This is a genomic window from Rhodoluna sp., from assembly GCF_024641065.1.
Classification (GTDB): Bacteria; Actinomycetota; Actinomycetes; order Actinomycetales; family Microbacteriaceae; genus Rhodoluna.
The window spans coordinates 1-14,574 of record NZ_JAHEDV010000003.1 but is presented as its reverse complement, the minus strand read 5'-3'; the positions used below and the strand labels follow the sequence as shown (position 1 = coordinate 14,574).

20 protein-coding genes are annotated in these 14,574 nt (G+C 52.0%); 18 read left to right on the top strand and 2 right to left on the bottom strand.

Going from position 1 to position 14,574, the window contains the following annotated elements:
* Nucleotides 1–24 precede the first annotated feature (24 nt).
* The 7 genes from rpsF to Q0L26_RS03165 all read left to right on the top strand — a co-directional run bounded on the left by rpsF (nt 25) and on the right by Q0L26_RS03165 (nt 4,246).
* Entirely contained in the window at nt 25–426 is a 402-nt protein-coding gene (gene rpsF, locus Q0L26_RS03195; protein WP_296647316.1) for a 30S ribosomal protein S6, read from the top strand.
* Nucleotides 427–432: 6 nt separating this feature from the next.
* Entirely contained in the window at nt 433–936 is a 504-nt protein-coding gene (ssb, locus tag Q0L26_RS03190) for a single-stranded DNA-binding protein (protein WP_296647313.1), read from the top strand.
* 30 nt (nt 937–966) lie between these two features.
* Nucleotides 967–1,230 (top strand): 30S ribosomal protein S18, encoded by a 264-nt coding sequence (gene rpsR / locus Q0L26_RS03185; protein ID WP_296647311.1) that lies wholly within the window; start codon nt 967–969, stop codon nt 1,228–1,230.
* Nucleotides 1,231–1,241: 11 nt separating this feature from the next.
* Nucleotides 1,242–1,694 carry a 50S ribosomal protein L9 gene (rplI, locus tag Q0L26_RS03180; RefSeq protein WP_296647308.1) on the top strand — a complete coding sequence of 151 codons (453 nt, stop codon included), beginning with the start codon at nt 1,242–1,244 and terminating at the stop codon, nt 1,692–1,694.
* A gap of 427 nt (nt 1,695–2,121) precedes the next feature.
* Nucleotides 2,122–3,477, top strand: coding sequence for a replicative DNA helicase (gene dnaB, locus Q0L26_RS03175; RefSeq protein ID WP_296647306.1), 1,356 nt, complete (start codon nt 2,122–2,124; stop codon nt 3,475–3,477).
* A 4-nt stretch (nt 3,478–3,481) separates the two neighbouring features.
* Nucleotides 3,482–4,003 carry a hypothetical protein gene (locus tag Q0L26_RS03170; RefSeq protein ID WP_296647300.1) on the top strand — a complete coding sequence of 174 codons (522 nt, stop codon included), beginning with the start codon at nt 3,482–3,484 and terminating at the stop codon, nt 4,001–4,003.
* Between the two features lie 9 nt (nt 4,004–4,012).
* Nucleotides 4,013–4,246, top strand: coding sequence for a hypothetical protein (locus tag Q0L26_RS03165; RefSeq protein ID WP_296647298.1), 234 nt, complete (start codon nt 4,013–4,015; stop codon nt 4,244–4,246).
* An 86-nt stretch (nt 4,247–4,332) separates the two neighbouring features.
* Here Q0L26_RS03165 and purB read toward each other — a convergent pair whose 3' ends face one another.
* Nucleotides 4,333–5,721: an adenylosuccinate lyase gene (purB, locus tag Q0L26_RS03160; protein WP_296647268.1), complete on the bottom strand. Its 1,389-nt coding sequence runs from the start codon at nt 5,719–5,721 to the stop codon at nt 4,333–4,335.
* Between the two features lie 78 nt (nt 5,722–5,799).
* Here purB and Q0L26_RS03155 point away from each other — a divergent pair, with 78 nt between their 5' ends.
* Nucleotides 5,800–5,970 carry a hypothetical protein gene (locus Q0L26_RS03155; protein ID WP_296647261.1) on the top strand — a complete coding sequence of 57 codons (171 nt, stop codon included), beginning with the start codon at nt 5,800–5,802 and terminating at the stop codon, nt 5,968–5,970.
* 3 nt (nt 5,971–5,973) lie between these two features.
* Nucleotides 5,974–7,053 (top strand): alpha/beta hydrolase, encoded by a 1,080-nt coding sequence (locus Q0L26_RS03150; protein ID WP_296647257.1) that lies wholly within the window; start codon nt 5,974–5,976, stop codon nt 7,051–7,053.
* On the opposite strand, the gene Q0L26_RS03145 is transcribed toward Q0L26_RS03150, so the two are convergent.
* Nucleotides 7,040–7,465, bottom strand: coding sequence for a phage holin family protein (locus Q0L26_RS03145; RefSeq protein WP_296647254.1), 426 nt, complete (start codon nt 7,463–7,465; stop codon nt 7,040–7,042). The genes Q0L26_RS03150 and Q0L26_RS03145 overlap by 14 nt on opposite strands.
* A 37-nt stretch (nt 7,466–7,502) precedes the next feature.
* Between Q0L26_RS03145 and Q0L26_RS03140 the strand changes: the two genes are divergently transcribed.
* From Q0L26_RS03140 to rpmG, 9 genes are all read left to right on the top strand, one after another.
* Complete coding sequence (locus Q0L26_RS03140) at nt 7,503–8,633, top strand: thiamine pyrophosphate-dependent dehydrogenase E1 component subunit alpha (protein ID WP_296647251.1); 1,131 nt, start codon at nt 7,503–7,505, stop codon at nt 8,631–8,633.
* Entirely contained in the window at nt 8,633–9,616 is a 984-nt protein-coding gene (locus Q0L26_RS03135; RefSeq protein WP_296647249.1) for an alpha-ketoacid dehydrogenase subunit beta, read from the top strand. Before Q0L26_RS03140 ends, Q0L26_RS03135 begins: the two co-directional genes overlap by 1 nt.
* Before the next feature lie 21 nt (nt 9,617–9,637).
* A complete protein-coding gene (locus Q0L26_RS03130; RefSeq protein ID WP_296647246.1) occupies nt 9,638–11,026 on the top strand; it encodes a dihydrolipoamide acetyltransferase family protein in 1,389 nt (462 codons plus the stop codon).
* Nucleotides 11,027–11,080: 54 nt separating this feature from the next.
* Nucleotides 11,081–11,980 (top strand): zinc ABC transporter substrate-binding protein, encoded by a 900-nt coding sequence (locus Q0L26_RS03125; RefSeq protein ID WP_296647243.1) that lies wholly within the window; start codon nt 11,081–11,083, stop codon nt 11,978–11,980.
* Nucleotide 11,981: 1 nt separating this feature from the next.
* Entirely contained in the window at nt 11,982–12,797 is an 816-nt protein-coding gene (locus Q0L26_RS03120) for a metal ABC transporter ATP-binding protein (RefSeq protein WP_296647241.1), read from the top strand.
* On the top strand, nt 12,797–13,618 hold the full coding sequence (locus tag Q0L26_RS03115; protein WP_296647238.1) for a metal ABC transporter permease: 822 nt from the start codon (nt 12,797–12,799) through the stop codon (nt 13,616–13,618). The genes Q0L26_RS03120 and Q0L26_RS03115 overlap by 1 nt, the downstream gene beginning before the upstream one ends.
* Nucleotides 13,615–14,022, top strand: a complete 408-nt coding sequence (locus tag Q0L26_RS03110) for a transcriptional repressor (protein ID WP_296647236.1) — start codon at nt 13,615–13,617, stop codon at nt 14,020–14,022. The genes Q0L26_RS03115 and Q0L26_RS03110 overlap by 4 nt, the downstream gene beginning before the upstream one ends.
* A gap of 184 nt (nt 14,023–14,206) precedes the next feature.
* A complete protein-coding gene (gene rpmB, locus Q0L26_RS03105) occupies nt 14,207–14,443 on the top strand; it encodes a 50S ribosomal protein L28 (protein ID WP_296647232.1) in 237 nt (78 codons plus the stop codon).
* Nucleotides 14,444–14,454: 11 nt separating this feature from the next.
* A partial coding sequence (rpmG, locus tag Q0L26_RS03100; protein ID WP_296647693.1) for a 50S ribosomal protein L33 occupies nt 14,455–14,574 on the top strand: 120 nt, incomplete at its 3' end.

Here is a 14,574-nt window from a genome sequence, read left to right as displayed (position 1 = left end):
TAGTCCAAAGGAGGTGGGTTAGTTATGCATAAGTATGAGCTCATGGTGATCCTCGACCCTACGATCGAAGAACGCACCGTTGCTCCATCCCTAGACAAGTTCCTCAACGTAATCCGCAATGCTTCAGGCACTGTAGACAACGTTGACATCTGGGGCCGTCGCCGTTTGGCTTACGAAATCGCAAAGCACTCAGAAGGCATTTACGCAGTTGTTAACATGACTGCTACTTCAGCCGCTGTTGTTGAGCTTGACCGTCAGCTAAAGCTTTCTGAAGCTGTGCTTCGCACCAAGGTGCTACGCGCAGACGAGGCAGTTGTAAACATCAAGCCTGTAGAGGTTCCTGAAGTTTCTGCTGAAGAAGCTGCCGCTGAGAAGCCTGCTAAGAAGGCTCCTGCAGCAAAGACCGCAACCAAGAAGGCTGAGTAAAGTCTCATGGCTGGGGAAGTCAACGTCACAATCGTTGGAAATCTAGGTAACGACCCTGAACTTCGCTACACACAGGGTGGAATCGCAGTTGTTTCACTAAACGTGGGTTCAACTCCACGCACTTACAACCGCCAGACCAGCACATGGGATGACGGCGAAACCGTTTGGGTTCGCTGCACCGCTTGGCGCGAGGTAGCTGAGAACATCGCTCAGTCACTCACCAAGGGAACCCGTGTTGTTGTTACCGGTCGCCTAAAGCCAGCTTCTGCCTACCAGGCAGCAAACGGCGAGGCACGCGCATCACTTGAACTTGAGATCGAAGAGGTCGGCCCGTCATTGCGTAACGCAACTGCATCGGTCACTCGTCGTGCTCGCGAAGGTGGCGCTCCAGCAGCTGTAGCCGGTGACCCATGGGGTGACGCACCTGCCGCATCAAAGGCTTCAAAGCCTGCTGATGACGCATGGGCAAACCCAGGCACCGCCTCAACTGGCGACGACACCCCGTTCTAAAAGACTTTAGAGAAAAATTTAGGAGAAATCATGGCTGCAAAGAGCGATCCTCGCAACAGTAAGAAGCCAAAGCGCAACTCAAAGAACCTTAAAGATGTACCTGCAAAGGCAATCAAGGTTGGCGTTATTGACTACAAGGATGTTGCAACCCTACGTAAGTTCGTATCAGACCGCGGCAAGATCCGCGCTCGTCGTATCACCGGTGTTTCTGTTCAGGAACAGCGCCTAATTGCCCGTGCCGTAAAGAACGCTCGCGAAATGGCTCTTATGCCTTACGCCGGTGCTGGCCGCTAAGGAGAAATCAAATGTCAAAGCTAATTCTGACCAATGAGGTCTCAGGTCTAGGTTCTGCAGGCGACGTTGTAGAGGTTAAGAACGGCTACGCCCGTAACTACCTTCTTCCACGCGGTTTCGCAGTTCTATGGACCAAGGGTGGCGAGAAGCAGGTTGAGTCAATCAAGGCTGCTCGCGACGCACGCGCAATTGCAACTGTTGAAGAAGCACAGTCACTAAAGGCTGCTCTTGAGGCCAAGGCTGTTCGCCTGGTTGTCAAGGCTGGCGTTGGTGGCCGTCTATTCGGTTCTGTCAAGGTTTCTGATGTCGTAGCTGCTGTTTCAGCTGCCGGCCTAGGTGAACTAGACAAGCGCAAGGTTGCATTCGTTGCTCCGATCCGCAACGCAGGTGAGCACCTAGCTACCGTTCGTCTACACGGCGACGTGGTAGCTACCATCACCCTTCAGGTTGTTGGCAAGAAGTAACTTCTAGCTATCAAAGAGGGTCGCCTTCGGGCGGCCCTTTTTTTGTTCCTGCCCCTTTGGGTTTGTGGTCAAAATAGAATGTTCGCGACACGCCATAAAACACGCCACAGCCTGTGGATAAACGGTGGATAACTCTCCAACACTGGCGTGTCTAGCAGGTTTACCTGCGGTTATCCCCAACCCTAAGGTTATGGTTTAGGGTTTAACCAGAATAGTTATCCACACGCAAGAATCCCTTTGTTTCATTTGGTTTCGAGGGTATTTCCACATATTATGCACAGGGTTATCAACACTTTGCCCAAAGTTATTAGGGCGTGGCGAGGTAGTTATCCACAAAACTGTTCACAACCCAGTTTTTAGATTCGCTGTCGGTAGGCGATGCTAGACAGGTATAGGTCTGAAAAAGGCCAGCAATTAGGAGTATTTAATGACACTTTTGTCACCGCCACCGGTTGATCCGAGTCGTGGCAATGAGCGCATGTTGCCAAACGACATGTTGGCAGAACAGAGTGCACTGGGCGGCATGCTGCTTTCAGGCGAAGCTGTTGCCGAGGTTCAAGAAGTTGTCAACGGCCAAGACTTCTATGCCCCAAAGCACGAGGTAATCTTCTCGGCAATTTTGGCTTTGTTTGCCAAGGGCGAGCCAACCGACGTAATTACAGTCACTGACGAACTCACAAAATCAGGCAACCTGGTCAAAGCTGGCGGCGCCGACTATCTACACACCCTTACTTCAATCGTTCCAACCGCTGCGAACGCTGGTTTCTATGCACAGATTGTTGCCGAGAAGGCGACTCTTCGCCGACTGGTAGAAGTTGGTACCAAAATCGCACAATCGGGTTATGCCAACGAGGGTGAAGTAATCGACCTCGTAAACCAGGCCCAGTCAGATGTTTATGCAGTAACCCGTGGTGCCACCAAAGAAGACATCGTTGACCTGAACACCTCGATCGAAGCTGCCATCCATGAAATTGAGCAAGCTCAAAGCCGTGGTGGCGACATGGTTGGTGTGCCTACCGGTTTTGCCGAACTTGATGAAATGACCCACGGTCTTCACGGAGGTCAGCTAATTATTCTGGCTGCCCGCCCTGCAGTTGGTAAATCAACCCTGGCTCTCGACTTTGCCCGCAATGCAGCAGTTCGCCACAACCGAGCGACGGTCTTTTTCTCGCTCGAAATGGGCCGAGCCGAAATCGCAATGCGCATGCTCTCGGCTGAATCACAAATTCCGCTTCAGAACATGCGAAAAGGCTCAATTGCCGACAGCGACTGGACTCGCCTTGCTGCCGTTCGCGGCCAGATCAACGATGCTCCTTTGTACATCGATGACAGCCCAAACATGACACTGGTCGAAATTCGCGCAAAATGTCGCCGTTTAACTCAGCGAGTGCCATTGAAGATGATTGTCATCGACTACATCCAGCTGATGACCTCGGGAAAAAAGGTTGAGTCACGTCAGCAAGAGGTTTCTGAGTTCTCACGCGCGCTAAAGCTTTTGGCAAAAGAACTGAATGTGCCAGTAATTGCGATTTCACAGCTAAACCGAAATTCAGAGCAAACCAAAGACAAAAAGCCAGAAATCTCACAATTGCGTGAGTCTGGCTCACTTGAGCAAGATGCCGACGTGGTTATTTTGCTTCACCGTGAAGCTATTGGCGAGCGTGAACATCCGCGCGCAGGTGAGGCTGACCTCATTCTTGCCAAGCAAAGAAACGGTCCTACCGGCACCATCGTGGTTGCCTTCCAGGGTCAGTATTCACGCTTCATGGATATGAAAAACTAGGTTTATGCGAATCGTTAGGGCCATACAGTCTGCTTCGGCCTTGGCCGGCGCCATCTTCATCACCTTCAACCAACCGAACCGTGAGATTACTGGAACCGATTGGATCGGCCTGATTTCACTAATCATCGTGGGCTTTGGTTGGTTGGCAGCTAACATCGTGGCTTTTTTCACCTCCAACAACAAGAAGCAATCTTGGTGGTTGCTGGTTATTGCTGCTGGCCTAGCACTAGTGGTTTTGATTGCTATTCAGAATCTCGATGCCAAATATCAGGCCTTTGAACTTGCTGCTCATCTATTTGCAACTCTCGTGGTCTGCCAGAGTGTTGCCCTGCTGATCATTGAACGAAGCAATAAAGCCGAACGCAGAGAGAATCTAATTGCTGTAATTCTTGCTGCCGCACTTTCATTAGTTCTGATGTTTGGTTCAGGTCAAATCGACGAAGTTTCTATCCTGGGCTTTTTCAACACCTTTTTGATCTTCAGCGCAGTTCACTTGGGGATCTCAGCCGCAACTCCGAAGGCGTAGGCTTAACCCATGGCAAAAACCCCAAAGAAAATCGTTGAAGCGCGAAGCTTGCGCACTTATTTGACCCTCGCATTCGTTGCCGCAGCATTTGTCGGCGTTTTGGTCTGGGGCGGTGTTCGAAACATTGAGAGCACGCTGATTTGGGCCGGAATCACGTTCATTGTTTCGTTGGTAACCATCGCAACTTTGGCTCTTTCGGTTAAAGAAAACCCGGGCGACCCAAACGAGCCAAGACTCAAGTAATTTTTAGATCTCTCTGCAATAAGTCGAGCGAATTACAAAAAGGGCAGCCAATCGGCTGCCCTTTTTGATTACCCGAATGGGTGCAACTACTTTTGAATACGAGCTGCTAGTTCAGCCGCAACACCAACATAGGTGTGTGGGCGAAGGGTCAGCAGACGGTCCTTCGCGTCTTGGCCAATCTCAAGTTCGTTTACAAACGCGATCATGTCATCGCCGCTTAGGCGCTTACCGCGAGTCAGCTCTTTCAAAAGAGCATATGGGTCGCTGATGCTTGAGCGGCCGGCGGCAACTTCTGCGCGAATAACAGTCTGAATCGCTTCGCCGAGAATCTCCCAGTTGTCGCTTAGGTCAGCATCAAGTACCGCAGTCGAAAGATCGATTTCATTCAAACCTCGAGTGACGTTATCGATTGCCAAGAGCGAGTGGCCCAAACCAAGACCGATGTTTCGCTGTGAAGACGAGTCGGTCAAGTCACGCTGCAAACGCGAGGTAATCAAGGTTGAAGCCAAGCTGCCCAAGATTGCGTTAGAAAGCTCGAGGTTTGACTCTGCGTTCTCGAAGCGAATCGGGTTGATCTTGTGAGGCATGGTTGACGAACCAGTTGCGCCCGGAACCGGAATCTGCTTGAAGTAACCCATTGAAATGTAGGTCCAGATGTCGGTGCAGAGGTTGTGCAAAATTCCGTTAAATAGCGAGACCGCGGTGTAAAGCTCTGCCTGCCAGTCGTGCGATTCAATCTGAGTGGTTAGCGGGTTCCAGGTAAGACCCAGGCCGGTAACAAAAGCCTCAGACTCTGCTGGCCAGTTGACCGAAGGCGCTGCAACAACGTGAGCCGAGAAGGTTCCGGTGGCACCAGAGAACTTGCCAAGGTACTCGTTGGCCTCGATGCGCTTAATCTGGCGTTCAAGTCGGTGAACAAAAACCGCAAGTTCTTTGCCCATGGTCGAAGGTGTTGCTGGCTGACCGTGAGTGTGCGAAAGCATCGCGTTGTTGGCATACTGCGCCGAGAGCTCACGCAATTTTGCAATCAGTTTCTCTACACGCGGCAACCAAACATCCTTGACTGAATCGCGCACGGTGATTGCATAGCTGAGGTTGTTGATGTCTTCACTGGTGCAAGCAAAGTGAGTAAGTTCAAGCAGGTCGTTGCGACCAAGCTCAGAAAGCTTGCCACGGATAAAGTACTCAACCGCCTTGACGTCGTGCTTGGTGGTTGCCTCGGTCTCGGCCAAAGTTGCTACGTCGGCATCAGAGAAGTTGGTGACAATTGCACGAAGTGCGGCAGCCTCTTGCTCGCTGATGCTGGTTGAGGTGCCAAGCAGGTCGCGGTTAGCAAGGTGAATTAGCCATTCGATTTCGACGGCAATACGGGCACGGTTTAGACCGGCTTCTGACAGGTGAAAACCAAGGTCAGAAACTGCGGCACGGTAACGGCCATCTAGCGGGGAAAGGGGCTGAATTGAAAGATTACTCACCCCTCTATATTGCCGTAAGTTCTGCACAGATTAGGGGTTTCGGCAGTTATCCATGCCCACATTCGCAAACATCAATTCATGGATGAAATCGATCACAGTTTGCTTTTGGCCATGACTCAACTTCAGGCAGCAACACCAAACCCAACGCTTTGGGGCGGGTTGGCTTCGAGCAGTTTGGCCCAAGGCCTCGAAAAACTGGCAGGTGAATTACAAAACTTGCGAGAGCGGCTTGAATCTTGGGTGCTGTAGAAGGTGTCAGAACTCATTGTTTATGGCGGGCAGCCAACAATAATTGCCACTCGTCTTGAAATTGAACGTGTGCAATCGAGCATTGCCAGTGCTTTAGGCCTGCTCGAATCGCAACTGTTGCCGCTCGAGATTCTGAACCTCCCGCTAAAGCGGGCTGCCCTGGCAATAGAAATTCCACCGGTCGCCGAACGCCTCAGATTTTTGATCACCGCCTGCGAACATGCCGCAAGCGAATATTTCGGCGGCGAAATTCAGGTTGCCGCCGGAATCGAGAAAGTGGGTAGTGGCATCGCCGTGAATTCACCCTCACCGCTTATTGCCACCACAGTCTTGGCTGCCGGCGCTCTGTTTGGCCTCAGTGCAAACCCTCAGGTCGAGGCAATCAGTCAAGGCAGTCAGATTCTCGTTAGTTCACCGGCAAACTTAGAGACGATTCGCGCCAGACTAGAAAACACCGCAACCGATAAGTCAACTATTCGCATTGAAAGCTACGGGGAAAACAAATTTCTGGTCTACATCCCCGGCACCCAAAACTGGAGCCTGAAACCGGGGGAGAATCCGCTAGACCTGCGGTCGAATCTTTATGCAATGGCAGCGCCTGAACTAGCGGCAAGTGAACGCGCAGTGCGATCGGCGTTAGTTGCAGCCGGTGTTGGTGCCGGTGCAAAAGTAGTGCTGGTTGGTCATTCTCAAGGTGGAATTATTGCGGCCAACATTGCATCACGAAAACAACCATTCAAAGTTGCCGGCGTTTTAACCTTTGGCGCACCGGTTAGTCAGCAAGCGGCAAACCTTAGGGTGCCAACCCTCTCGATAGAACACACCAACGACTCGGTGCCAAAACTAGATTTAAAACCAAACCCAGACGCATCAAATTGGGTGACGGTTCAAAGTGAGGCGGTGATTGATCCCAAAAGTTCAGATTCGCCATTAGTGCAGGCTCACGAACTTAAGGGCTATCAAGAGATCACCGAGGCTGCCGACAAAAACCTCAACCCAGGGCTTCAGCGCCTGCGCGAAATAATTACAAGTTTTGCCAACGGCAAAGGGCGAGTTGAAACCTTTTTGCTTAGAGCAACTTGAGCATTTTGAAAATCCAGCGCCCAAAGAACGAGGTAATGCTCATGACAATCGCGCCGAGAATTGCCCATCCGAGTGAGTCAACGTTCAGGCCTTCGCTGGTGAAGCCATAAATGGTGAAGATCTCGCTGCCAATCAGGCTTGAGAGCCAGGCGACAAAAAGCAACATCGCGCCATTGATCAAGAATGAAATCAACCCAAAGGTCAAAATGTAAAGCGGTAGAGCCAAAACCTTAATTACCGGCGCAATTGTTGAGTTGACCAGGCTAAAAACCGCGCCAACTAGCAAGAATGACCCAATTACCTGCCAAAAATCAGTGCCGCCATACGGCTGAAGCTTGATTGCTGGGATGCACAAAGTTACCGCCCAGACACCTATCGCATTAATAACGGTTCCAACTAGAAAACGAATCATGACTCGATTGTGCCATCTAGCAAGTAAATTAGAGGGGATGAGTGCTCAAGATGCTTCGCGCGTTCCTATGGTGCAATTGCTTTCACCAGAGGGCCAATACAGCGTGCCTGCGGAATACGCAGAATATGGCAAATACATTGACCAGCTTGGCGAGGCAGACTTTCTAAAGTTCTATCGCGACATGGCTCGAATTCGCCGCTTTGACAACGAGGCCACCGCGCTTCAGCGTCAGGGGCAGCTGGGTCTCTGGATTCCCGCGATCGGCCAAGAAGCTGCTCAAATCGGTTCTGGTCACGGAGTTGGCCACAACGATCACATTTTTCCGAGCTACCGCGAACACGGTGTTGCTCTAACTCACGGCATCGACCTGATGTCGATTCTCAAGATGCTTCGCGGCGTAAACCACGGTGGCTGGAACCCTGACGAAACTCGATTCCACCTCTATGGCATCGTGCTCGGCACCCAGGTTCTGCACGCAACCGGTTATGCAATGGGCGTGAAATTTGACGGCAAGGTCGGTTCAGGCAACCACGACGAAGATCTCGCAGTAATTTCATATTTCGGCGATGGTGCAACTGCCGAGGGTGACATCTCAGAATCATTCCTATTTGCTGCCACCACTCAGGCACCAATTGTGTTCTTCTGCCAGAACAACCAATGGGCAATTTCGAGCCCGGTGAACAGCCAAACCACTGTTCCGCTTTATCAGCGCGGTTCTGGTTTTGGTGTTCCGGGCATCCGCATCGACGGCAACGACATCCTGGCTAGCTACGCGGTAACCAAGAAGCACATGGATGACGCTCGTAACGGAGCCGGCCCGTACATGATTGAAGCTTTGACCTATCGAATTGGTGCCCACACCAGCTCAGATGACCCGAGCAAGTATCGCGACCAGGCAGAAGTTGATTACTGGGCTGCCCGCGACCCACTTATTCGCTTCGAGAAATTCTTGCGTCGTCAAGGAATCGGTGACGATTTCTTCGCCGAGTGTGAGGCAGCGGGCGAGGCACTCTCAGCCGAAATTCGCGAGAAGACCTTTGCTCTTGGTGAACCACCAATCGAGAACATGTTTAAGCACGTTTATAGCGAGACTCACCCGCTAATCGAAGAGCAACTAGCTTGGCTAGAGGCCTATGAGGCATCATTTGGCGAAGGCGGTGCTCACTAATGGCTAACGTCGTAGAAATGTCGATTGCTAAGGCAATCAACGCGGGTATCCGCAAAGCAATGGCTGACAACCCGAAGGTTTTGGTTTTCGGTGAAGACGTTGCCCAACTGGGTGGTGTGTTCCGCGTGACCGAGGGCATCCTTGATGAATTTGGCCCGAACCGAATCTTCAACTCACCGATTGCAGAATCGGGCATCATCGGAACCGCAATCGGTCTAGCCATGCGCGGTTATTCACCGGTCGCCGAAATTCAGTTCGACGGATTCATTTTTCCGGCGTTCAACCAGATCACTTCACAGCTTGCCAAGATGCAGAACCGTTCAGAGGGTTACACCACCATGCCGGTGGTTATTCGTGTACCTTTCGGCGGCGGCATTGGTGCGGTTGAGCACCACAGCGAAAGCCCGGAGGCATATTTTGCTCACACCCCGGGTCTGCGAGTAATTTCACCTTCGAACCCAAACGATGCCTATTGGATGATTCAGCAGGCCATCAAGAGTTCTGACCCAGTTCTATTCTTTGAGCCAAAGCGTCGCTATTGGCAAAAAGGCCCAGTGAACTTGGATGAAGCTCCAGACGGAATGCACACCGCTCACGTGCTTCGCCAGGGGTCTCAAGTAACCATCGCCGCCTATGGGCCGATGGTTAGCGTTGCCCTTCAGGCTGCAGAAATTGCAGCCAGCGAGGGCACCAGCCTTGAGGTCATCGACATTCGTTCGATGTCGCCAATCGACTTTGCAACCATCCTTGAATCAGTAAAGAAGACTGGTCGTTTGGTCGTTGCTCACGAGGCAAGCACTTTCGTTTCTATCAGTTCTGAGATTGCCGCTCGCGTGGCCGAGTTAGCTTTCTATCACCTCGAGGCGCCGGTTATTCGCGTTGGTGGCTTCGATGTTCCCTACCCACCAGCAAAACTTGAAGAAAAGTTCTTGCCAGACGCCGACCGCATTCTTGAAGCAGTCGACCGCGTATTGGCCTACTAGGTTTCGGCAAAGGATCAACTCATGTCTCAAATCGCATTTTTTAACCTCCCAGATGTTGGTGAAGGCCTAACTGAGGCTGAAATCGTTTCTTGGAAGGTGAAGCCGGGTGACACAGTTGCTGTGAACCAGGTAATCGTCGAGATCGAGACTGCAAAGAGCTTGGTTGAACTGCCTTGCCCATTTGCTGGAGTTATTCAAGAACTTCACGGAGCCGAGGGCGACACCATCGAAGTCGGCAAGCCTCTGATTTCTGCCGTTGTAGCCGATGGCGCAGTAGGCGCGGTTAGCACCAACACCTCAGCGATTCCAGTGGTTGATCCGGTTGCCGAAGCTGCATCAGCGCACACCGCTGTTGCCGACAATGCGGCAGCTGTTGTTGAATCTCGTCAGCCAAACCTGGTTGGTTATGGTTCTTCAAACCACGCGGGTTCTCGTCGCCGTGGACCAGTGACCGCGCCGGCAGCAGCAGTTGCCGCAGCTAGCGCATCATTGCCTGTTGTAGCCAACCCAGCAACTTCACTCGTGAACGTTGTTTCGGTTACCGCTGAAGACAAGGTGATTGCCAAGCCGCCTATTCGCAAGCTAGCAAAAGACCTTGGCGTTGACCTGACTCGCGTCACCCCAACGGGCTTCGCTGGCGAAGTCACTCGCGAAGATGTTTTGGGCGGGGCCCAGCAGGCATCGGTATTCAGAAACCTTTCTACCCCTGAGGCACCAAGTGCACGCGAAGAGCGCATCCCAGTTAAGGGCGTTCGCAAAGCTATTGCAAACGCTATGGTTTCTTCAGCTTTCACCGCACCTCACGTGAGCATCTTTGTTGACGTTGACGCCACCCGCACCATGGAATATGTGAAGCGCCTCAAGGCCTCCACCGATTTTGCCGGCGTTAAGGTGACCCCACTTTTGATCATGGCTAAGGCAATGATTTGGGCTGTTCGCCGCAACCCGATGGTGAACTCAACCTGGACCGACGAAGAAATCATCGTTCACAACTTTGTGAACTTCGGAATCGCGGCAGCTACTCCGCGAGGCCTGATTGTTCCAAACATCAAGGACGCAGACAAGATGTCGATGCTTGAGTTGGCCAAGGCGATTGAAAACTTGGCTGCTGTTGCTCGCGAAGGCAAGACGACTCCGGCAGACATGAAAGACGGAACCATCACCATCACCAACATCGGTGTATTTGGTGTTGACACCGGAACCCCAATCTTGAACCCGGGCGAAGTAGGCATTGTTGCCCTTGGCTCGATTCGCCCTAAGCCTTGGGTGGTCAACAACGAGATTCAGGTTCGTCAGGTAACCACCATTGGTGCAACCTTCGACCACCGAGTCGTTGACGGTGACGTTGCATCGCGATTTGTGCAAGACGTAGCTTCGGTTATTGAAGAGCCAGCGCTGCTGCTCGACTAGTTGAAGCCGCTATCGCTATTGACTTTCATTATCAATAAGCCTTAGCCTTGAGCCATGAAGAAATTCGTGGCGATGATTGCCGCCCTGTTTATGAGCTTGGCCCTGGCCGGTTGCTCTGACAGCGCACCCAAAGCCTGGGTTGCTGGCACAGGTGAAATCAGAATTGTTGCCACCACAAACGTTTGGGCGAGCATTGCTGCCGAGGCACTTGGCCAAGACCTGGTCACCTCAAACGCCCTGATCTACAACATCAATCAAGACCCGCACTCGTTTGAAGCATCTGCTCGTGATCAACTGCTGATCAACCGAGCCGACATAGTGGTTATGAACGGCGGCGGTTATGACGACTTCATGACAACCTTGGTTGCCGCAGCTGAAAACAAACCCCAACTGGTCAACGCCTTTGAAACCGTTGGCACGCGAGAAGACGGCAACGAGCACATTTGGCTAGACATCGATCGAGTTCGCCAATTTGGCGCTGCATTGAATGCTGAGGTTGCCAAGTTGCACCCAGAGCTCGCAACCGCTCTGACCGAAAACCTAGCCAAGTTCAACAGCAGCATGGATGCCCTGGCGGCAACCGAAGCCGAACTAAAAGCGAAGCTCGCCGGCAAGAAAGTTATTCAGAGCGAACCGCTTATTTCGTACTTGCTCGAAGACATCGGCTTGATCGACGTCACACCAATCGAAGTCTCACGCGCGATCGAAGAAGAACGAGACATTCCACCCGCTGCAATCGCCGAGACAAAAGCTTTGCTTGAGCAAGGTGACATTTATGCATTCGCCCACAACAACGTCGGCGCGACCGCAATTGACAACCTTTATAACGAGAAGACTGCATCGTTGGGCTTCTATGAATTGCTGAGTCAAGACCCAGACACCTATGAAATTGGTGACAAAGATTACTTTGGCTACATCAACAGCTGTCTTATGACTTTGAAGTTGGGGTTATGAGATGAGCACAAAGCCGGTGTTGCAAATAAGCAACGCAACCTTTGAGGTGAATGGCTCTCAGGGCGAATCACGCACGTTGTGGAGCAACCTGAGTCTTGAGGTGCAACCACACGAATTCATCGCAGTGATTGGTTCCAACGGATCAGGCAAGACCTCGCTTCTCAAGGCAATTCTCGGCCAAGAACCAATTAGCTCCGGCACAATCAAAATCAACGCGAAGCCAATCCATCGCGGCAATGGCAAGGTTGGATACATTCCGCAGCACCGCGTAATTGACGGTGCCACTCCCCTTAGAGCCAGAGACCTAATTCGTTTTGGGCTTGACGGTCAGCGCTTTGGGTTCGGGCTGCCATCGGTGTTGAATCGAAAAAAAGTTGATCGAGTTCTGGCATCGGTCGATGCAGAGGCATTCGCCAAGAAAACCATCGGTCAGCTTTCTGGTGGTGAACTTCAGCGTCTTCGCGTGGGCCAGGCCGTAATCGGTGAGCCAGATTTGATTTTGGCCGACGAGCCACTGAGCGCCCTTGACCTGCACCAGCAAAAAACCATTGCCGACCTGCTCGACCGCGAGCGACGCGAGCACAATGCAGCGGTGCTTTTTGTAACTCACGATGTTAACCCGATTCTTGACTATGTCGACCGCGTGCTTTACCTCGCCAACGGCAAGTTCAAAATTGGCACCCCGGATGAAGTGCTGACCAGTGAAGTTTTAACCGAGCTTTATGGCACGCCGGTAGATGTGCTTCGAAACCAAGGACGAATTGTTGTTGTCGGCACGCACGAGCACGACCACCACCCAGATGAGGAGTGGAACTAATGGGCTCGATTTTCAACTTCAGCGACTATGACCAACTGATTCCGCTGATTACCAATTCACTCATCGCCGGCGGTCTGCTTGCTCTGGTTGGCGGGCTTATCGGAATTTTCGTAATGAATCGCGATATGTCTTTTGCAGTTCACGGAATTAGCGAACTTAGTTTTGCCGGCGCAGCATTTGCCCTTCTCGCCGGTTTCAACGTGGTTCTAGGTTCGGTGGTTGGCTCGATTTTGGCCGCCTTAGTTATTGGCGTTCTTGGCGCTAAGGCTAAAGAGCGCAATTCAATTGTTGCCGTGCTTATGCCAGCTGGCCTGGGCTTAGGAATTTTGGCACTGGCCCTATATGAAGGTCGCGCGGCGAATAAGTTCGGCCTACTTACCGGTCAAATTATTGCCGTGGATGATCCTCAGCTCGCCGGCCTAGCAACTATTTGCCTAATTGTTTTGGTGACCCTCGGAGTGGTCTGGCGACCACTGAGTTTTGCCAGCCTAGACCCTGAGGTTGCCGCAGCGCGAGGCGTGCCAACCCGCGCACTCTCGATTGTGTTTATGTTGATTCTCGGCCTAGCAGTTGCAGCCAGCGTTCAGGTTGTTGGTGCGCTACTGGTGCTCAGCCTGCTGGTGACTCCAGCCGCAGCCTCGCTGCGCGTGACTTCATCCCAGGTTTTGGCACCAATCTTGTCGGTGAGCTTTGCCTTGATTTCTGTTCTCGGTGGAATCTTGCTGGCTCTCGGCGCGGGTCTGCCGATCAGCCCCTACGTCACCACAATTTCGTTTTTGATTTATGTGATTTGCCGAGTTATTGAGCGGGTGAAGAGATGACCGAAAAACACACGGATGCAACCCCAGCCAAACGCAACACCTGGCAGAAAGATGCAGTACGTCATGCCTTGACCGAGGCAATCGGTTTCGTCAGCGCTCAGCAACTGCACCTGGTCTTGCGCAATCACGGATCAACCATCGGCCTGGCCACCGTTTATCGTGCACTATCTGATTTGGCTGAACAGGGCGAGGCCGACTCGTTGCAATCAAAAGAGGGCGAGGTGCTTTATCGCGCCTGCACCACCGAACATCACCATCACCTGATTTGTCGCAAGTGCGGATTGACCGTTGAAATCGAAGCCCACCGCGTTGAAAGTTGGGCCGATGAGGTTGCAAAAGAGCACGGATTCGCTAACCCAACCCACACAATTGACATCTTTGGGCTCTGTCAAAACTGCCAATAAAGCAAAATACGGCGTGTCAATCCTAGAAATTAAGTTGCAAGACTTGCTTAAGGACTAACCTCTCGCCTAAACTTGAGCAGTTGCCTAGTTAATGCAAGCGCAACCACAATTTTTGTACACAAGCCTCCGCCTTAAACGGCCAGCCCATTCCGGTGCTGTAGGGCTTGCCCTTGAAGGAGAAGAAATGGCAGCTTATTGCCAGGTCACCGAGAAAGCGCCGCAGTTTGGCCACAACGTCTCGCACGCCCAGAACAAGACCAAGCGTCGCTTCAACCCGAACATCCAGAAGAAGACTTACTTCGTTCCTTCATTGAAGCGCAACGTGACTCTTCAGCTGAGCGCACGTGGCATCAAGGTAATCGACGTACGTGGCATTGAGGCTGTTGTAGCCGAGATTCTTGCCCGCGGCGAGAAGATCTAAGGAGTTAGCTCATGGCTAAGAAGGACAAGGACATCCGTCCTATCATCAAGCTTCGTTCGACTGCAGGCACTGGTTACACCTACGTAACCAAGAAGAACCGTCGCAACGACCCAGACCGTATCGTTCTGAAG